Origin of the sequence: Cupriavidus basilensis (assembly GCF_029335485.1) — a bacterium.
Lineage (GTDB): Bacteria > Pseudomonadota > Gammaproteobacteria > Burkholderiales > Burkholderiaceae > Cupriavidus > Cupriavidus basilensis_E.
On the sequence record NZ_JARJLM010000559.1, the window covers coordinates 12,713 to 30,828 of the forward strand.

At 56.7% G+C, this 18,116-nt stretch carries 17 protein-coding genes; 11 read left to right on the plus strand and 6 right to left on the minus strand.

What is annotated here, in order from left to right; all coding sequences use genetic code 11:
- The first annotated feature begins 56 nt into the window (after positions 1-56).
- The 11 genes from P3W85_RS34695 (at position 57) to rfbC (ending at position 10,815) form a co-directional block, all read left to right on the plus strand.
- The gene (locus P3W85_RS34695; RefSeq protein WP_276268086.1) at positions 57-1,193 is read left to right on the plus strand and encodes a glycosyltransferase; all 1,137 of its coding nucleotides are present in this window, start codon (positions 57-59) and stop codon (positions 1,191-1,193) included.
- Positions 1,194-1,294: 101 nt separating this feature from the next.
- On the plus strand, positions 1,295-2,740 hold the full coding sequence (locus P3W85_RS34700; RefSeq protein WP_276268087.1) for a mannose-1-phosphate guanylyltransferase/mannose-6-phosphate isomerase: 1,446 nt from the start codon (positions 1,295-1,297) through the stop codon (positions 2,738-2,740).
- A 187-nt stretch (positions 2,741-2,927) separates the two neighbouring features.
- Complete coding sequence (locus tag P3W85_RS34705; RefSeq protein ID WP_276268088.1) at positions 2,928-3,833, plus strand: hypothetical protein; 906 nt, start codon at positions 2,928-2,930, stop codon at positions 3,831-3,833.
- Positions 3,830-5,080 (plus strand): glycosyltransferase, encoded by a 1,251-nt coding sequence (locus tag P3W85_RS34710; protein WP_276268089.1) that lies wholly within the window; start codon positions 3,830-3,832, stop codon positions 5,078-5,080. The genes P3W85_RS34705 and P3W85_RS34710 overlap by 4 nt, the downstream gene beginning before the upstream one ends.
- A gap of 1 nt (position 5,081) precedes the next feature.
- The gene (locus tag P3W85_RS34715) at positions 5,082-6,323 is read left to right on the plus strand and encodes a hypothetical protein (RefSeq protein ID WP_017230037.1); all 1,242 of its coding nucleotides are present in this window, start codon (positions 5,082-5,084) and stop codon (positions 6,321-6,323) included.
- An 86-nt stretch (positions 6,324-6,409) separates the two neighbouring features.
- A complete protein-coding gene (locus P3W85_RS34720; protein ID WP_035816483.1) occupies positions 6,410-7,438 on the plus strand; it encodes a dehydrogenase in 1,029 nt (342 codons plus the stop codon).
- Positions 7,435-8,022 (plus strand): D-sedoheptulose 7-phosphate isomerase, encoded by a 588-nt coding sequence (locus P3W85_RS34725; RefSeq protein WP_017230039.1) that lies wholly within the window; start codon positions 7,435-7,437, stop codon positions 8,020-8,022. Before P3W85_RS34720 ends, P3W85_RS34725 begins: the two co-directional genes overlap by 4 nt.
- Positions 8,022-8,714 (plus strand): nucleotidyltransferase family protein, encoded by a 693-nt coding sequence (locus P3W85_RS34730; RefSeq protein WP_017230040.1) that lies wholly within the window; start codon positions 8,022-8,024, stop codon positions 8,712-8,714. The genes P3W85_RS34725 and P3W85_RS34730 overlap by 1 nt, the downstream gene beginning before the upstream one ends.
- A complete protein-coding gene (gmhB, locus tag P3W85_RS34735; protein WP_276268090.1) occupies positions 8,711-9,268 on the plus strand; it encodes a D-glycero-beta-D-manno-heptose 1,7-bisphosphate 7-phosphatase in 558 nt (185 codons plus the stop codon). Before P3W85_RS34730 ends, gmhB begins: the two co-directional genes overlap by 4 nt.
- Positions 9,269-9,379: 111 nt before the next feature.
- On the plus strand, positions 9,380-10,252 hold the full coding sequence (gene rfbA, locus P3W85_RS34740; protein WP_035816487.1) for a glucose-1-phosphate thymidylyltransferase RfbA: 873 nt from the start codon (positions 9,380-9,382) through the stop codon (positions 10,250-10,252).
- An 11-nt stretch (positions 10,253-10,263) separates the two neighbouring features.
- Positions 10,264-10,815, plus strand: coding sequence for a dTDP-4-dehydrorhamnose 3,5-epimerase (rfbC, locus tag P3W85_RS34745; RefSeq protein ID WP_276268092.1), 552 nt, complete (start codon positions 10,264-10,266; stop codon positions 10,813-10,815).
- 217 nt (positions 10,816-11,032) lie between these two features.
- On the opposite strand, the gene P3W85_RS34750 is transcribed toward rfbC, so the two are convergent.
- From P3W85_RS34750 to P3W85_RS34775, 6 genes are all read right to left on the minus strand, one after another.
- The gene (locus tag P3W85_RS34750) at positions 11,033-12,301 is read right to left on the minus strand and encodes an oligosaccharide flippase family protein (protein ID WP_276268093.1); all 1,269 of its coding nucleotides are present in this window, start codon (positions 12,299-12,301) and stop codon (positions 11,033-11,035) included.
- A gap of 390 nt (positions 12,302-12,691) precedes the next feature.
- A complete protein-coding gene (locus P3W85_RS34755) occupies positions 12,692-13,492 on the minus strand; it encodes a PIG-L deacetylase family protein (RefSeq protein ID WP_276268094.1) in 801 nt (266 codons plus the stop codon).
- On the minus strand, positions 13,482-14,336 hold the full coding sequence (locus tag P3W85_RS34760) for a GNAT family N-acetyltransferase (protein ID WP_276268095.1): 855 nt from the start codon (positions 14,334-14,336) through the stop codon (positions 13,482-13,484). Before P3W85_RS34760 ends, P3W85_RS34755 begins: the two co-directional genes overlap by 11 nt.
- Positions 14,333-14,695 (minus strand): GtrA family protein, encoded by a 363-nt coding sequence (locus tag P3W85_RS34765; protein WP_276268096.1) that lies wholly within the window; start codon positions 14,693-14,695, stop codon positions 14,333-14,335. Before P3W85_RS34765 ends, P3W85_RS34760 begins: the two co-directional genes overlap by 4 nt.
- A complete protein-coding gene (locus P3W85_RS34770) occupies positions 14,692-15,690 on the minus strand; it encodes a glycosyltransferase family 2 protein (protein WP_276268097.1) in 999 nt (332 codons plus the stop codon). Before P3W85_RS34770 ends, P3W85_RS34765 begins: the two co-directional genes overlap by 4 nt.
- Position 15,691: 1 nt before the next feature.
- Positions 15,692-18,109 (minus strand): hypothetical protein, encoded by a 2,418-nt coding sequence (locus P3W85_RS34775; RefSeq protein ID WP_276268098.1) that lies wholly within the window; start codon positions 18,107-18,109, stop codon positions 15,692-15,694.
- Between the last annotated feature and the right edge of the window lie 7 nt (positions 18,110-18,116).

Consider the following 18,116-nt stretch of genomic DNA (forward strand, 5'->3'; position numbering starts at 1 on the left):
GGATTCGCAAAAGCGTCGGGATGCTGGGGTTGGGAATTGCTGGAGTGTTGAGGGTGATGTCAAGGATCGTTCATTTCGGGAAATATTATCCCCCAGACGCCGGCGGCATTGAAAGCGTTACGTCCAGTCTCGCGCAGGGTGCAGCAAATTCGGGTTACAACGTAACCGTGGTCTGCTTTAAGAAAGCGCCTGCCGACGATAACAGTGTTGTCAATGGTGTCCGGGTAGTCCGCTCGCCGATAGGCAAGATGGTTGCATCGCAGCCACTAGGCCTGAAATATCTGAAGGTGTGCCTGAGAGAGGCGCGCAAGGCTGACGTGATTCACTTGCATGTGCCAAACATGCTCGGCGCCCTGTGCTGTCTATTGATTGGCAAAAAGCCACGCCTCTTGGTGCATTGGCATAGTGACGTGATTAACAAGGGGGTGCTGGGGAGACTGATGAAGCCACTTGAGGTCGCCCTGCTGAAGCGGGCGGACTGCATTGTCGCTACATCGCAGGTCTACGCCGAGGCTTCCCCCCTGCTCAGCCGTTTCGCAAAGAAGGTGTCTGTCGTCCCGATCGGTGTGACGGATATCCGAGAGCGGACCACGTCAACACAGGATTCGTCGCACCTCCCTCCAGCGCTGGCAAACAAGCTATCCGGCAAGAAACTGGTCCTTGCCGTCGGACGACTCGTTTCGTACAAGGGCTTCAACGTGCTGATCGAAGCTGCCAAGCATCTTCGAGACGATACGGTAGTCGTGATTGTCGGCGGTGGCCCATTGCAGGAATCGCTCCAGGCCTCAATCCGCAGTGCAGGCATGGATAGCCGTGTCCATCTGGCTGGAAGACTAAGCGACGACGCCTTGCACGCGCTTTTCGCCCACGCTGCCCTTTACTGCCTGCCTTCGGTAACCAGGGCCGAAGCGTTCGGCGTGGTGTTGCTGGAGGCGATGGCATACGGGCTGCCAATCGTGGCTACGGATATTCCAGGCTCCGGCGTTCCTTGGGTGAATCAGCATGGCGTCAGCGGGATCAACGTTCCCGTGAACGATCCCGTGGCGCTGGCCAAGGCGTGCAATCAGATCCTGGCTTCGGATCGGGAGCGCGCCCGTCTTTCAGAGGGGGCCCGCCTCAGGTTCATGACCGAGTTCACTGAGGACGTCTCAGTGCAGCGGATGATGGCGACGTACGTTCGCCTGGTAGCGTAGCCGGCAGATTGTGCGATCGTGTGAAATTGAGGCTCCGGATCCATGTGTCGGGTGGGTAATTTGATGATGCAGTCAGTGTCGGTGTGGCAAGGGAAAAACCAATGATCTCGGTTACTCCAGTTATTCTTTGCGGTGGCTCTGGTACCAGGCTCTGGCCCTTGTCACGGGCGGGGTTCCCAAAGCAGTTCCTGTGTTTGACGGGCAAGGAGAGTCTTTTCCAACAGGCCGTCGAAAGGAGCACCGCGGTGGGCTCTGACGATATCCATGTTGCCCCTCCGTTTATCGTAAGCAATGAGGGGCACCGCTTCCTGGCCCTGGAGCAAATGCGGGAGATCGGCGCCGCCCTTGGCGCAGCCTTGCTGGAGCCAGTCGGGCGCGGTACCGCGCCTGCATTGACCGTTGCGGCGCTTGCTGCACTGGAGGCGGGGAATGATCCTATTCTTGTCGTAACGCCTGCGGACCAGGCCATTTCGGAGCAGTCAGCCTACACGGCTGCCCTTCAGGTCGCTGTCCGCGAAGCTGCCGGTGGCGCCATCGTGATTCTCGGGATCCCGGCAGAGCGCCCCGAGACGGGGTATGGCTACATCAAGACAAAAGCCGGGGCTGATGTGTCAGCGGCGGTCTTCGATGTCGAGGCCTTCGTCGAGAAGCCTGACACACCCACCGCTCAGCGCTACCTGGACGAGGGTGGCTACTATTGGAACAGCGGGATGTTTGTGCTTCGCGCCTCACTCTGGCTGGCCGCGCTCGAGTACTTCCGCCCCGATGTCCTGCTAGCCACGCGGCGGTCCTGGGAAAAGCGGAGCAAGGATGAGAACTTCATACGGCCGGGCAATCTCGAGTTTGCCGATATACCGGCTGACTCTGTCGATTGCGCGGTGGTGGAGCGTTGCCCTGGAAGTGAGTTTCCCATCAGGATGGTGCCGCTCAATGCTGGCTGGAGTGACCTGGGCGCCTGGGATGCGATCTGGAATGTGCTGCCGAAAGACGGCGCTGGCAATGCCCATATGGGAGATGTGATCACCTCCGACAGTCGGAATACTCTGGTGCATGCTACCAGTCGATTGGTTGCCCTCGTTGGTGTAGAAGACCTCGTTGTCGTCGAGACCCCGGATGCAGTGCTGGTGGCGGACAAGTCTCGCAGTCAGGAAGTGAAACACATCGTCAGCACCCTCGATCAGCAGCAACGCAAAGAGCACACCTTGCATCGGAAGGTGCATCGCCCCTGGGGCTGGTATGACAGTGTCGATGAAAGCGATCGCTTCAAGGTCAAACGCATCCAGGTGAAGCCAAAGGCCAGCTTGAGCCTGCAGAAGCACTATCACCGGGCCGAGCATTGGATTGTGGTCAAGGGAACCGCTGAAATCACCTGCGGAGATAAGACCATCCTGCTCACCGAAAACCAGTCGACCTACATCCCGCTTGGCGAAATCCATCGGCTGGCCAATCCGGGAAGCATTCCATTGGAGATCATCGAGGTCCAATCAGGCAGTTATCTCGATGAGGACGACATTGTGCGGATCAAGGACAGCTACGGGCGTCATTGAGTCTTTATATGGCGAATGTACGTGGCGGGCAGGATATCAATGGCGTGTACAAGGAGAGCATCAGGTGCTGTACTGCCGGAGCCATTCCCGCACGCTGTTCATTCGTCATGCATGGCCTATCGCCGGGCTGCCGATGGCGAGAAATAGGGTCTATTGAGATATAAGGCAGTGACCTATAAGCCGCGTCATGAATCAGGTGCCCGTTATTTCATCCCGGTGCATCGAAATTAATACCCTGGATTCAGCTGCAATGACAACCAACCCGCTACCAGCGACTCGTGAGAAAAAATGCATGCGAGTTGCAGTTATTGGAGCATGTTATTATACGTCCGCTTCGCGCTTCTCGAAGGTAACGGGATCGTTCCTGCGTGGCTTGTTGCCGGATAACTGTGCTGCGGAAGAATACCTTGTCAGCATGCGTTCACCGGTGCCAACCGCGGCAGAGCAAGAAGGAGGGGCGTCCTGGATAACGAGCACCGGGCGCTATCTCGATATCTCCGCATATGCCTCGGCAGCGTCAGTCATTGATGGCCATGACTTATATCTCATCCTGAACGACACCCTGTTCACCAAACATCCGTGGCGCTTGATCGCCAAGCGCCTTCGGGCAATGATTCCCAGTTTGGCAGCCATCGGCGAGCCCGCCGCTGCCGGCGAAATCCATCCCTCCACCGATTTACTGCTGCTGGATTCGCGGAATCCCACGCGACGCCACTTATCGACATTCTGTTTCTTGCTCAACCAGGCGGGATTCGCAGTATTCAAGCAGCTTGTCGATACGCTACCCGGGAGCGAATCGAACGATGACGTTCGCAACTGGTTGAGTGATCATGCTGGAAAGCATGCGCCATTGAAGCATCTCCTGCATGTGCACCTGACTGGCCCGGCGAGCCCGTGGTCCTGGAAAGGCAGGTTGAATGACGGCGTTTCAGAGGACCTGCTGCTCAGCAAGGCTGTCACGGTGGCGTTCGAATACCTGCTCAGCGAGCAGCTATTGCGCCATGGCGGCCTGGTCATGCCAATAAATATCGGGCTGAACTATCGCGTGTGCGCGAAGGCGGCTGCATTGTATTCACGAGTCGGACGTAAATGAAGAGAATAAAGATACTCGCATTGGGGCCGCAGGAGGTGATTCCTCCGGTGGACGGAGGGAAGGAGGGCATTCACGGTGCCCTTGCCTCGCTTGCCGAGCAGCTCGAAGTTACCTATGCCTATCCGCGTGCGGAGAACAGCGAGGATGCGGCTGCGGGTTATAAGCAGATCGGCGTTCGCCAGATTGCCGTGCCATTCAAGCCGCTGGAATCGATCGGCGTCATCCTGGCCTCCACGATCAAGGCGAAGCCATATAAATTCGAAAAATACTCGGCCGGGACGGCCGCGCGAGCCTATATCGAAGCCATCGGCCCGGCCCAGTTTGACGCCATCCTTTGTTTCCACCCGCACACCGTCGCATTGGCGGAGAAGATCAAGCGTTCCACGGGCTGGCAGGTGCCGATCATCCTGCGGGAACACAATATTGAATACGAACTGGTACGTAGCTATCGCGACTCGCTGAACGGTCCGCGAAGGCTGGCGGCCGGCCTGTTTGCCATGCTCACGCGCATGGAGGAGATGCACATCTGGCGCCGTGTCGATGCGGTGGCCTTTCTGACCGACCACGACCTTGCGATCGCGCGTGAGCAGGATACCCGCAGCAATTTTTTCCTTGCTCCCGAAGGGATCCCCATTCCGCCGAGGCGTGAGGCAAGGAGACCTGCTGCGGCCCCCCTGCTGGTTCTGCTGAATCCTCGCGCTACCCAGAGTGTTGCCAGCTTGAAGCGCTTCCTCCATACCGTATGGGTACCGGCATCGCGCGAACCAAAGCTGCAACCGCTATCACTGGTTATCACCGGGGTGGAGATGGGGCGACTTGCCGAACTGGTCGACATGACGCCGGACAGGCTTGCGGAGCTGCGCGTAAAACCCCTGGGCTTCGTGCCGTCGCTGAAATCCGTTTTCGAAAGCTCGCTTGCGCTGGTTTCTCCGACATATGTCGGCGGCGGGATCCGGAAAAAGATACTCGAAGCGATGGCCAATCAATTGCCTGTGATGGCAACCAGGCTCGATGTCGAGAGCTGCGGCTACTTTCAGGCCGGTGAGAACCTGATCTCCTTCGATTCGCCGGCCGACTTCATTCGTGGTGTCGAGCCTCTAATTGGGGACGAAGTATATTGGGCGAGAATCGCCGAGGCCGGGCGCAATGCGGTTGAAGTCAATGCTAGCTGGACGCTTTTTGCAGACGAGATTCGTGCGCACATCACTCGACTCATGGGTGGTGTAGAGCACGCGGTCCGGAATTAATATGATCATTTCCTGGTTGCTGTCAATCGCATTTTCGGCGTCAATTTCATTGATGGCATTTGGTGCGGTTTATCGACCTGAAATGCTCGGTTATCTGGCGGCCTCGCCGGGCACCTTGCTGATCGCTTGTTGCCTGCCGTTGGTGCTCCTGGTTCGTCTGGTGGAGGGACGTGCTCATTCGGCTATCAGCATTAATGCCTGGTGGCTGATTGGTTATGGTCTCGTAGCCTCATTCCTGTCCGCGCTTTTTTTCGGATTCACACCGCTATATGTAACGAAGTCGGCTACGCTGCTCGTGCTGTCGGCCGTCTGGTTGGCGCCCTTGCTGTTCTTTGATCATGTGCGCATTCAGCACCTGCGTGCAGCACTTATCGTTGCGCTCGTCATTTGTGCAGTTGGCTACATCTTTGGTGATTTCTTTTCAGGGAGTTTGCCACCGGCTGTCAGGGAGATTATATTCGGCGCTGGATACCAGGAAACGCTGGATTCACGTGCGCGTGGATTCATGCAGGAGACCTCCCATTTTGCGACGCTCGTCGGGCGGTATGCGATGATGCTCTATCTCCTGGCCGAGATGCCACGCCGCTATTCGGCGAAGCGGCAGGCGGTGTTCATGCTCTTCCTGGTTGTCTTGTTGGCGGTAGTCGGTTCAAAGGGGGCTGCAATCAGCATCCTGGTGGCGTTCTTATGCATCAGCCTGACCCGGCGTCAAATCCCCTATCTCCTCCTCTTTGCGCCGGTTGTGGTTTGGGTTGGTCTCCAGCAAGCGCAAGCCGTTGCATATGACCTTAGCAATTTCACTTCAGGGTCGACACGTCTCACGCTATGGCTTGCCGGCCTGGCCGGCCAGCTGTCAGATCCGATAGGCTACGGCTACTATGGCTTCTATTGGGCTGTGCAGCACTTCGGGGGGGAGGCGATGAACTGGCTTGGCGCGCAATTCCCGCTCAATTTTTCAGAGGTGGTTGATATTGTTGAAGGGCTGAACAACGTCTCGACAAAATCGACCCTGCTCGATTTCCTTCTTGTGTATGGCGTATTCTTCCTGTGGATGATGTATGCGCTATGCCGCCGCATCAATCTGGGCGACCCTCGCGCCAGGGCCGCCGTCATTTATTTGCTTCTGACATCGCTGGCAACTAGCGCCCACGAGTCGATATCTTTCTTTCTTGGCTTTGTGGTGCTGATTATCGCTTTCCCACGATCTGAGAGCCGGCCAGAGCCGGTGGTGATACGTGGCTAGAACGATGCTGTACCAATTCAGGGCATTGAGTTGATGATTTTGGGGTGCCCCCCCGTCTGGATGAGTGTATTTCAGGTGATTATTATATGATTATTCGAGCTCGCGCACCCCTTCGCCTTGGTCTTGCCGGTGGTGGTACCGACGTGTCGCCGTATTGCGACATCCACACTGGGGCAGTTTTGAATGCGACTATCGATAGATATGCGTATGCAGTAATAAAGATACTTGACGAGCCGATTGTCCGATTTGTTGCATCCGACCAGGTGCTTGTTTCGGAACACAGCGTCGATGATGTTCTGTCGACCGGCTCAAAGCTGGCGCTGCACGCCGCGGTATATCGCGAAATCATGCAGGTCTATAATAATTCGGTGCCGATGGCGCTCGAGTTGACGACTTTCTGCGATGCGCCGGCGGGTTCGGGGCTCGGCTCTTCCTCGACTCTGGTCGTGACAATGATCAAGGCGTTTGCCGAGCTTCTCAGGCTTCCGCTGGATGACTACACCATTGCGCGCATGGCTTTCAAGATCGAGCGCATCGATTGTGGCTTGAAGGGCGGGCGGCAAGACCAATACTCGGCCACTTTCGGCGGCTTCAACTTCATGGAGTTTTACGCGGAAGAACGGGCGCTTATCAGTCCGCTTCGCATCAAGAGCTGGATTATCAGCGAACTGGAAGCGTCACTGGTGTTATTCTACACCGGCGTGTCACGGGAATCGGCCAAGATAATCGCAGATCAAAGTGATAATATGCAGTCCGGAAAGCAGGATGCTATGGAGACATTTCATAACATCAAGCATGAGGCCTTCGTGATGAAGGAGTGCCTGCTTAAAGGCGATTTTGCCGGGATTGTCGATTCCATGCGGCAAGGGTGGGAGAACAAGAAGAAAAGCGCGCGGACCGTCTCCAATCCGCATATCGACGAGATCTATGATGCCGCTATTTCAGCCGGCGCGTCGGCAGGTAAGGTCTCTGGTGCTGGGGGTGGGGGATTCATGATGTTCTTTGTGCCGCCCGACCGGCGCATGGAAGTGATTCGCACATTGAATAATTATGAAGGCCAGGTTAGTAACGCGCATTTTACCAAGCACGGCACCCAAGCATGGAGCATTGCATGAACAACACCTACATCGTTGAGCAGGTCAAGGAAACACAGCGCATCATGGGCGAGATGCTCGGTGACCGGGCGTTGTTGGCAGTTGTCGAGGCGGCCGCTCTGGCTTGCGTGAAATCGCTGAAAGCCGGTGGCAAGATTCTTCTGGCGGGCAATGGCGGCAGTGCCGCAGATGCCCAGCATATTGCAGGGGAACTTGTGAGTCGCTTTGCATTCGACCGGCCCGGGCTTCCGGCAGTCGCCTTGACGACCGATTCCTCGATCATGACTGCAATCGGCAATGACTACGGCTTCGAGAAACTGTTTGAACGCCAGGTTCAGGCACAAGGCAAGCCGGGCGATGTGCTGATCGGCTATTCGACATCGGGTAAATCGCCAAATATTCTCAAAGCCTTCGAGATGGCACGCCAATCCGGCATCGCTACGATTGGCCTGACCGGTAATCGCGGTGGCCCCATGACGGAACTTTGCGATTATCTGCTGGCAGTTCCCTCGGGAAATACGCCCAAGATCCAGGAGGGGCATTTGGTGCTGGGCCATACTCTTTGCGGAATCATAGAGAATGAGATCTTCGGGGAGGCCGCTTGATGGAGGCTATCATTCTGGCTGGTGGCCTCGGTACTCGCCTCCGCGAAGTGGTGGCGGATGTGCCCAAGGTCATGGCTCCCGTCGCGGGTCGGCCCTTCCTGGAGATTCTCCTGGCAACTCTGGCGCGCAAAGGTTTCACGCGGGTGGTGCTGTCGCTCGGCTACCTGGCGGACAAGGTGATGGGACATTTTGGCAGCAGTTTCGGGAGCATGGAACTGGTTTATGAGGTCGAGAATGTTCCCTTGGGTACGGGCGGAGCCATGCGGGCTGCCCTGAACCGTTGCAAGAGCGAGCATGTCTTTGTCTTCAACGGCGACACCTTTCTGGATTTGGAGGTCGGCGACGTCGAACTGGACTGGAGTCGCCATCGCGCTCCGATCATCGTGGCTCGTGAGGTGCCCGACACAAAGCGATATGGCCGCCTCGATACCCTGAGCGGCCGTGTACTCGGTTTCGCGGAGAAGGGAATGTCTGGCCCTGGCCTGATCAACGCCGGATGCTATGTCTTGCCGCGTGGAATTCTGGATCAGTTTGAATTGGGGCGGACATTTTCGTTTGAAACCGGGTATTTGGCGGATGCCGTCAAAGAGCAGCAATTCAATGTTTTCGTAACCCGGGGGTATTTCATCGACATCGGCGTGCCCGAGGATTACGCGCGTGCCCAGGGCGAATTGGCGGGCATTGGGGAATGATGGGACGGCCAGCACTGTTTCTTGATCGCGATGGCGTCGTGAATGTTGACCATGGATATGTGTCGACTCCGGCCGATTTCGAGTTCCTGGATGGGATTTTTGATCTCTGTCGGGCCGCAAAGCAGCTTGGTTATTGGATTTTTATTATTACCAACCAGGCCGGCATTGGGCGTGGATATTACACCGAAGAAGACTTCCAGATCCTGACCGAGTGGATGAAGGATGCCTTCAAGGCTGCCGGCGCGGAGGTCGATGCGGTCTACTACAGCCCGTATCACCCCGAGCATGGCGTGGGCCAGTACAAGAGGGACAGCGATTGCCGCAAGCCTAAGCCAGGAATGCTTGTGCAGGCGACCAAGGATTTTGAAGTGGATCTTGCCGGATCGGTGCTTGTCGGAGACAAGGTAACGGATATTGCAGCCGGTATCGCGGCGGGTGTCGCTCGTAACTTGCTGTTTATCCCCCCGCTGGGCAAGAGTTACGAGCAGGCACCGAACGGGGCCACTGCAGTCATCAAGTCTCTGCGAGAGGCGGTTGCCTATTTAGGGAATTGAGTGCGGAGGCTATGGTTGTGTTATCCGAAGCGGCCCCTGTGAAAGCAGGGTTTTGAGCGCTTTTTGGATATGATCGAGGAATCAGTGATGAATCGATCCGAGGAAAAATATATGACAGCACGCAAAGGTATTATTCTCGCGGGTGGGGCGGGGACTCGGCTCTATCCGGTTACACAGGCGGTTTCGAAGCAATTGATGCCGGTTTATGACAAGCCGATGATCTACTACCCGCTCAGTACGCTGATGCTGGCGGGAATACGGGAAGTCCTGGTGATTTCCACGCAGCACGATACGCCGCGTTTCGCTGAGTTGCTTGGGGACGGCCATCAATGGGGCATGAACATCAGCTACGCGGTACAGCCCTCACCGGACGGACTGGCGCAGGCGTTCATTATCGGCCGGGATTTTCTGAATGGCGATTCCTGTGCCCTGGTTCTGGGGGATAACGTATTCCACGGGCACGATCTGCCGAAAATTCTGAGAAATGCCGATTCCCGTCAGAGCGGGGCCACGGTGTTTGCTTATCATGTGCATGATCCCGAGCGCTATGGCGTGGTGGAGTTCGATGGCAACCAGGCCGCTATCAGCATCGAGGAAAAGCCGCTGCAGCCCAAGAGCAACTATGCGGTGACAGGCCTGTATTTCTATGATCGGCAGGTCTGCGATATTGCTGCCGAGATCAAGCCCTCGGCTCGGGGAGAGCTGGAAATCACGGATGTGAATCGCCGCTATCTGGAACAAGGCGAGCTTAACGTCGAGATCATGGGGCGGGGTTACGCCTGGCTCGATACCGGTACCCACGACAGCCTTCTGGATGCCGCGAGCTTCATCGCTACGCTGCAGAAGCGGCAAGGCCTGATGGTTGCCTGTCCGGAAGAGATCGCTTACGGGCAAGGCTGGATCGACGCGGCCAAGGTGCAGGCGCTGGCCGCGCCCCTTGCCAAGAATGGATATGGCAAGTACCTGCTTGGCCTATTGAACTAGAGAGGACGGAGATGCCTTTTTTAGCGACACCGACAGCGTTGCCGGAAGTCCTGATTCTGGAGCCAAGGGTCTTTGGCGATGACAGGGGCTTTTTCTTCGAGAGCTTCAACCAGAGAGATTTCCAGGAGGTCACGGGCGTCGACACGCCATTTGTGCAGGATAACCACAGCCGCTCCGCCAAGGGCGTGCTGCGCGGCTTGCACTATCAAATCCAGCATCCCCAAGGAAAACTGGTACGGGTTTCGCGTGGTGAAGTGTTTGATGTGGCGGTCGACCTGCGCCGTAGTTCTCCGAACTTCGGCAAGTGGGCAGGCGTGGTGCTTTCGGAGGAGAACAAACGGCAACTCTGGGTACCTCCGGGTTTTGCGCATGGTTTCGTTGCCATGAGCGATGTCGCGGAAGTTCTATATAAGACCACTGACTACTGGTATCCGGAGCATGAGCGTAGCCTGGTCTGGAACGATCCCACCGTAGCGGTGCAGTGGCCGATCGACGCAGAACCGACGCTTGCCGCAAAGGATGCGGCGGGGAAACTATTGGATGAGGCCGATACGTTCGATTGACGAGCGGATCAGGATGACGCGATCTGCCTGATCCCGGGCGTCAAGGGCGCATGTGGAGCACCTCGCCGAGGCTGCTCCACATTGGCCTTCACGCCGTGGAACATCGACACGAATCGTCCTTGCTGCGCTCCGGGCAGCATGGGAGTCGCCGTTTTCCCATGCCCGTGTAGCGGGAGGCGCCTGGCAAACTCCCATTCAGGTATGCGATCAGGACCGGTCAGGCTGGCGCATCCTGCTTCGCCTGTTCGTCGATGGCTGGCCTGCTCTCGCGAAAATAGAACCATGCGAATGCGGCAGCCCCGAACAACTCGGTCAGTATGACTGAAAGGATGGTGCCCTGCGCACCCAGATAGCGGGTGAGCGGCACGACATAAATCAAGTGGAGGCACGTCGCGGCGATGTACACATTCTTCAGCAGCCGGGTCTTGCCCATGGCCATCAAGCCAAGATTGCCAAAGACAAGTGCGACACCGATGATGGGCAAGAGCACTGCCTCCAACTTCAGGAGCGCGATCGATGAGTGGAATTGCTCACCCAGCCAGAACGTGACAGCCCAGTTCGCACCTAGCAGAATCACGGCGAACATGACAACCGCGGAGCCGAAGATCGCAAGCATCGCAACGCGCAGAAGCTTCCGTGCCGCGGTTGGATCAATGGCGTTGTATTGGCTGATGCGAGGATAGAACGCTTGTCCGATGACCACGAAGACCGCTTGCGCCGCCAGGCGGATCTTGTCAGCCATTGCGAACTGGCCGACGGCCACCGGACCATAGAAATAATTCAGCAGGATTGAATTGAAGTTTACATAGAAGCTCACCATCACGACTGACAGGAACACCGGGAAGCCATCGGTGAGGGTGTCGTAAATGGCCCGCATCCGTACCGCCACGAATGACGCCAGCTTCTTTCTGGCCACGATCAACAGAGCCGCCGCGGCGAGCACCACATTGCCAAGACTGATGCCGAGCGCCGCGAATGCCGCATCGCCATTGCCCTTCACCAGGAGGACCACGCAAAGTACGCTTGCCGCCTTCGAAACGAAGGTAGGGAGAACGAGCGATTTCATTCGCTCGAGTCCCTGGAACAGCCACAAGGGTGTCAGCGCGTTGGCAATCAGGCCCAGGCTGGCCGCGGCGAAAACCGCCCAGTGCGATGTGATATCGGGAACGAAGGCGATACCGGCTATGAGAAGCAGGAGTGCGCCGAGCATGAGCGCGAACCGGCCTGCCATCGTGCAAGAGAACACCTCGCTGAGCATGCGCGGGTCGTCCCGATGCAAGGATACAAGCCGGGTTGCCGTCAGGTTGTAGCCATAGTCGGTCAGCAGGGTCAGATATTGCATGATAGCCTGGCAATAGGCGAGCACGCCGAACTCCTTGACCCCTAGCACGCCGCCGAGATATGGCAGCAACAGCAGCGGAAAGAGGTAGTTACCCCCTTGAATCAGAATCAAATACAGTACTGTCTTCTTGATTGAAGTGCTCATCGGCTTTCTTTAACAGCGTGCGGAGAACACGCGTAGTCACGCGCTCTTGGAGAGGGACCGTATATGTACCGCAGCCGACAAATATCCCAATCATCGTGCGGATGGAAACTGGCCGCATTCAAGGGCGGAAAAGGTGTGCCATACGCAGTCAGTTTTGTGGCGCCGCGTACGCGCGGGCGTTCGGGGTGTCTGCTGTCTCCGGGCGCGCGGTTTCTGCACAGTCGAGGGCAGACGGCGGAGCGCAGGGAAAGGGATTCCAAATCTGTCGTCGCGCTTCGGGGTGATGCTGATTGCACCTCGTTGCCGGCAGAAAGGACGCGTTTACCCGTACCCTATGAACCGTGGCGAGTGTAGCACGACGGTTGTCGATCTGCCCTTCACCAGCCGCGGCTAAGTCCCCGTTTCTGGCGGCCTACTTGCAAGCCAAGCCAGTATCTTCGAGCTGAGAGAAGTCCAGGTTGAAAAACGGCGTTGCTCGTAATACAGCAAACCGTCGTGGGGGCGCTCAAGGATACGCTGCCGGCTGATTGCCTGTACGGCTTGCGTTCCGGAGAATATGTAATGCAAGAGGAGAAAGGGAAATAATCCGATCCAGCTGCCTCGCTGGGAGGGATAGCTGAGTGCATATCCCAGGAATCGGATGCGCTGCCGCCAGCGAATCCGTGTAGTGCTGACCGGGCCATTCTCGCTCAATGGATTCAGGATGCGGAAGAGTGGCCGAGGGCAACGCAGCGCATTGTAAAGTGGAAATTGCCTGACGCAGGCGGCCAGTCCCAGTTCCGTGCAAAGCTGAACGGCAAAGGCATGCAGGCCGTCATGGTCGGGATGGCCCCCTTCCCAAGCCGGGACGAACACGGCACCAATGGATGAAAACGACGACAGCCACGCTTTGGTCCAGACGAATGCCGGCTGCAGCGAATCGACCAGCTTGCCATCGGCTATATCGAGCTGTGCGCCGGCAAAAACCACGTCCTGCGGTTGTACTCCCAGACGGCTTAGTACGGCCAGCGACTCCTGGTTACGGCGCGCCGGGTCGGCTCCATGCGGTACGCCGCTAGTAAAGTATGCACAGACGATGCGCCGCCCCAACCGTTGTTCTGTGAGAATCTGCTGGTAGACGCCGAATTCATCGTCCTGATGGGCGAACAGGAATACTGAAACCGGCCTCACCTTGTACTTTTCAATAGGCATCAAAGTCTAGAAAGGTAAAATGAATATGATTTCTATCCAGCGTCGTTCCCTGTGTGTCTAGCGGGCGATATATCATGTTGAGGGGCGATGGGCGCAGACGTTGCGGGATATGAGCATACGTCGAGAATCGGCGGGAAGCGCCGGGTACAAGTCCCAAATATAGGCGTAGCGGCGAGCGAGGCCCGCCATGCCCCGCTATGCAAGGATCGGCCGGAAAAGGCAATTCTGTGTAGGCCGACAGCAGTCGGCCGGAAGCCTGGGCGTATAGTCCGAGTCGGTCCGCCAGATCAAAGCCATGGACAGGATTGACAGGATTGGAGCATCGCCATTTGAGGGATTCCGGTGTCCAGATTCGTTCAAATTGAGCGTCACGCGACACTTGGGAAAAATCGATGCCGAGTCGCCCGATCCCGACCATGGCATCCAGCGGTTGCACAAGCTGGAAACCCAGCTTGCGCACGAAGCCAGGCGTGCTATTGGCATTGGCCACCCCGTACACGCAATGAAAACCGAGCTCGGCCCCAGTCCGGTACGTCATTTCCGCGAGCTTGGTGAAAAGGCCCTGTCCTTGGTAGTCCGGGTGTGTCGCCGTATTCAACGACAGCAGCGCCCTGACTGGCGCGCCACCTACCCGAACCGTTGCCGGAATGCAGACGTAGTGGGCCGCCAACCGATCTCCATCAAAGGCATCGAACCCGATCACCTTGCCATCGGGATTGTCCTTGTATAACCACCTCAAGAAGGCCGCACCAAATTTCGTCGAGGCAGGAAAACACTTTAGAAAAAGCTCCTGATAGCGCTGCAGCCTATCCTGCTCGACACCGACTGGCGAAAAAGTGATCATCTGAATACCCAGTGCCTGCTTAAAATAAAGCCGTTGGCCGCAACGACAGGTAGCGATGCGATTTTCCCTATCATCACACTGCCGAAAAGATGCTGAGAGATAACGACGAAAGCTAGTGTAATAAAATAGTTCGATAGCACGACAATGCCGAACCTGAAGGCCGTCCTTATCGAACTGCGCGCCCTGAAAGTGATGCGGGCGTGACACGCATAGTTGAATACCAGCCCGATCCCAAAGCCTGCGGAGACAGCGGCTCCATACTGTATCCCCCAATGGATCAGGGTTTGCATCGCGGCTATGTCGATCGCGGCGGAAAGAATACCTACGCCGACGAAGATAATGAACTGGCGGTTGATCATTCTCTTGCCAGCCCCTTCCGGCTGCGGACGGCGCGCTTGTGGATTGCCCGCCGTGGGACGGACGATATGTCATGCGCAATAAAGGCAAGGACGAATTGCAATCCGATCAGGAGGGGGATGGCCGCGAGCATCACGGTGCCCGCAGGTGTAGGCGAGCCCCTCTCGCCGGAAACCATCCAGTGATAACTCCCAAAAATGAAGCCGGACAGCATCATTGCGATCCCGATCGGCAATTCAATGGAAGCGAGTGACATGTCGCGCAGGTAGTAGTTGTAGAAAATGCGCTTCGCAAAATTCCGTGCATGCTTGACGAGGAACTCGCCGATGATATTGCTGATTTTCAGATTGCTGACTTCCTCGCCATAGATCGCATCCATTGGTATATCGACTACCACGGCTCGCAATGTATTGAGGCGAAACAGCATGTCCGTCTCGAAAAAATATCGGCGACTGATCTTGCCGAAGGGCAGTCTCTGCGCCACTTCGCGATGAATTGCAGTATAACCGTTCGTCGGGTCAAACAAATCCCAGTAGCCAGAGGAAAGCTTGGTCATGAAGGAGAGCGCAGCGTTGCCAAAGAGCCGGGCCTTGGGCATTGCACTAATCTCCTCCAGGTTGAAAAAACGATTTCCTTTAGTGTAGTCGGCTTCGCCGGCCAATATCGGGGCTACGAAATCCGGGATCAGCGAGGGATCCATCTGACCGTCGCCGTCGACCTTTACGATAATATCCATTCCGTCTGCGATTGCCGCTCGGTAGCCAGTCATGACGGCACCCCCGACGCCCAGGTTCACGTCGTTCAGCAGGACCACCACGCGAGGGTCTTGGCAATTGTTCCTGACAAAGTCCCCGCTGCCCTCGGGGCAGCAGTCATCAACGGCATATATCCTGGAACATTCCGGCCCGATTCTCCGGATAAGATCCAGGATATGCTGTTTCACCTTGTAGCAAGGTATGACCACGGCAACAGCCTGCTCCACGTGCGTCAGACTCATTTCAGTTTGTCTCTAGCGTAAAGTTAGTCAGCGAGATTTCAGGTGTGTCCTGTCTTGCAATACGGATTTCCGCGCGAGATGCGCCGCTGGGTACGGGCAACGACTCCGAGAAATCGGAGGGCATCTCGCCGCAAGGAATGAGACGGTAATAGGATGTTCCATTATTCCAGTTTATCTGAGCCACAAAGCGCCCTGCCGGCGACCGGCAAACGAGGCTCGCGTGATACCGGATAATGGTCGCACCGTTGGTAGGGACCGTCGCCAGCGTCCCGGGAGGGTCGTTTCCCACCATCACCGCATTGTCCGAAACCTGCTTCCGGAGGTTGAAAATCTCGCGATAGTCCAGGTCGTGGCCAACGACACGGTACAGAATATAGCCACTCGCCTGCAATTCGGGGTAACCGGCACGGCTAAGATATTCGCGCAGGAACCATTCCGGATTCTCGGGGGTGTACCGGTCCGACGTGCTCCAAACCACAAATCCCACTTGCTCGTCTTTCAGGAAGCTCGCCGCAGCCTCAAGGCTCTTGATTGCGCCAAAGCGGGTCTCGCGTGCAGGGGCGTACCAGTTGACATAAATAGGACTACCCCGCAGGCCAGCACCGAACGGCGCGGACGCGGGAAACAGTACCCTGGCGCCATCGTGTCTTTCATTCAAATATGCGGTGATCAACTTTGTTGGCGAGATCTTGTCAGTAATGGCAAGCCGTCCCTGTTCCGTGTAGGCCTGTTGGGGCGCGCTTTCGAAGACCCACGAAATGCCCGGAAGAAAGAAGAGATTGATGGCTATGCAGATAAGAATCACGCGTTGCGCGATAACCAGATGCAATGCCGGTCCCCTGTTGGCAGGTTCCTGCCACAGGAGTGTTCCGATCAAGACGGTGGCGAGCGGAAGCGCGGGGAAAACATAACGCCAGTATTGGGTCATGGAAAACATCACAGCGCCGAATCCGATGAGCGGTATCAGCACGATCATCATCTTCGCGCGGTGTGTTCTGGCAAGCACGAGCAGCGCGATAAATGGCAGGAACAAATACTGGAATCCGGCAACGAAATCCTTTGATTCGAGGAATCCGGATGTCCTGAAGAACACCTCCCAGTAGGTCTTCAGGCTGAAACCTTTGATCCATCTCGTGTCGGAGAAGTTCTTTGCCTCAAAGTATGGGGACTTGAATATGCCGTTATAAAGCGGGAAAAATGGATTCCCAGTAATCTTCCAGGCGGTAAGGTAAGAATTCAGCGCCACCAGCACCGCGAGGGAGACGAACAGCAATAGGGCGGCTCGGCTCCTGATCCGCTGTCGTGGCTCCCGCGCGTCGCGGGACAGCCAGACCTGAGCGGCGGCAGCCGCCATCAGTAGGACTCCAATCAGCGCGCCAGGCAATTTGGTTGCGGAGCACATCGCGGCAATGGCTATGACAGCAAGAATCCTGCTACTGAGCCAGCCGTCTTTGGCTTCGAGTGCGAACCTGGTGCCGCTTGCCACCATCAGCGCCAGAAACAACTCAGTTTGCAAAGTCCCGATCAGGTTGCCAAGCATCGGCGTGCTTGCAAACAGAAGCAATATAAGCAGCCGGTCGTACTGCCTCAAGGAGAACGCGGCGAGAATCGCCCAGATTTGCGTGAAAAGCAGAAGCAGGAACGCAAGGTTCAGCGCACCGCGCACATCCGCGCCAGCGGTCAGGGAAGCGATGGCGTGCAGAAGTTCAACGGCAAACGGGGCCACCTCCCACACCTGGGTCAGAACATCAAACGAATAAATGTGGCGATACGCAAGCTCGGTCCATAGCCTCAAATGCTGGGCATTTTCGTCATACCCGACAGTGGGAAAGAATGCGTACCGCGCGACCGCTCCCAGAAGGATAACCGCCAGTACGAAATACCGGTACGGGATATTGTCGAGTTCCTTCGTCCGTGTTGCCACTCCCTTGGCAAAACCGCGCCAGTTATCGAGCAGTTTTCCCGAGATAAGCAGGCTCAGGACCGGGGCGGAAAGAATGGCAAGATAGAGCGCTCTGTAGTTGACCGGGAAATGAATGAGTACCCCGAAAACTGCAAGCAATAGGAGCAGACCTGCGAACAGGCACTGAGACCAGCTGGGCACACCGGATTCTTCCCGGAAGACAAGGCGCAGCAACGCACGTCCATAGAGGAAGGCCGAGGCAAAGAGCAAGGCGACAGCAAGACTTGCCGGCAGGCCGACGCCGATGAAAAGATAAATGGATACTGCACAGGCAAAGAGATAGGGCGCTTGCGTTCGCGCATTTTGCCGGAGCAGCCACGCGACACCCGAGGAAGCCACGATCCAGGCTAGAAAATCAAGGAAAACCCTGGTCTTCCAATACGCAGGAAACCCTGACGAGTAGTGGTACAGGCCCGCGAAAATGCACAACACGGAGGCTGCAAGAAGGGGCGGCATCAGCCGA

Excerpts from the sequence above, each read along its gene's own strand:
- P3W85_RS34695 (WP_276268086.1), top strand. The coding sequence starts at position 57 with ATGTCAAGGATCGTTCATTTCGGGAAATATTATCCCCCAGACGCCGGC.
- P3W85_RS34700 (WP_276268087.1), top strand. The coding sequence starts at position 1,295 with ATGATCTCGGTTACTCCAGTTATTCTTTGCGGTGGCTCTGGTACCAGG.
- P3W85_RS34705 (WP_276268088.1), top strand. The coding sequence starts at position 2,928 with ATGAATCAGGTGCCCGTTATTTCATCCCGGTGCATCGAAATTAATACC.
- P3W85_RS34710 (WP_276268089.1), top strand. The coding sequence starts at position 3,830 with ATGAAGAGAATAAAGATACTCGCATTGGGGCCGCAGGAGGTGATTCCT.
- P3W85_RS34715 (WP_017230037.1), top strand. The coding sequence starts at position 5,082 with ATGATCATTTCCTGGTTGCTGTCAATCGCATTTTCGGCGTCAATTTCA.
- P3W85_RS34720 (WP_035816483.1), top strand. The coding sequence starts at position 6,410 with ATGATTATTCGAGCTCGCGCACCCCTTCGCCTTGGTCTTGCCGGTGGT.
- P3W85_RS34725 (WP_017230039.1), top strand. The coding sequence starts at position 7,435 with ATGAACAACACCTACATCGTTGAGCAGGTCAAGGAAACACAGCGCATC.
- P3W85_RS34730 (WP_017230040.1), top strand. The coding sequence starts at position 8,022 with ATGGAGGCTATCATTCTGGCTGGTGGCCTCGGTACTCGCCTCCGCGAA.
- gmhB (WP_276268090.1), top strand. The coding sequence starts at position 8,711 with ATGATGGGACGGCCAGCACTGTTTCTTGATCGCGATGGCGTCGTGAAT.
- rfbA (WP_035816487.1), top strand. The coding sequence starts at position 9,380 with ATGACAGCACGCAAAGGTATTATTCTCGCGGGTGGGGCGGGGACTCGG.
- rfbC (WP_276268092.1), top strand. The coding sequence starts at position 10,264 with ATGCCTTTTTTAGCGACACCGACAGCGTTGCCGGAAGTCCTGATTCTG.
- P3W85_RS34750 (WP_276268093.1), bottom strand. The coding sequence starts at position 12,301 with ATGAGCACTTCAATCAAGAAGACAGTACTGTATTTGATTCTGATTCAA.
- P3W85_RS34755 (WP_276268094.1), bottom strand. The coding sequence starts at position 13,492 with ATGCCTATTGAAAAGTACAAGGTGAGGCCGGTTTCAGTATTCCTGTTC.
- P3W85_RS34760 (WP_276268095.1), bottom strand. The coding sequence starts at position 14,336 with ATGATCACTTTTTCGCCAGTCGGTGTCGAGCAGGATAGGCTGCAGCGC.
- P3W85_RS34765 (WP_276268096.1), bottom strand. The coding sequence starts at position 14,695 with ATGATCAACCGCCAGTTCATTATCTTCGTCGGCGTAGGTATTCTTTCC.
- P3W85_RS34770 (WP_276268097.1), bottom strand. The coding sequence starts at position 15,690 with ATGAGTCTGACGCACGTGGAGCAGGCTGTTGCCGTGGTCATACCTTGC.
- P3W85_RS34775 (WP_276268098.1), bottom strand. The coding sequence starts at position 18,109 with ATGCCGCCCCTTCTTGCAGCCTCCGTGTTGTGCATTTTCGCGGGCCTG.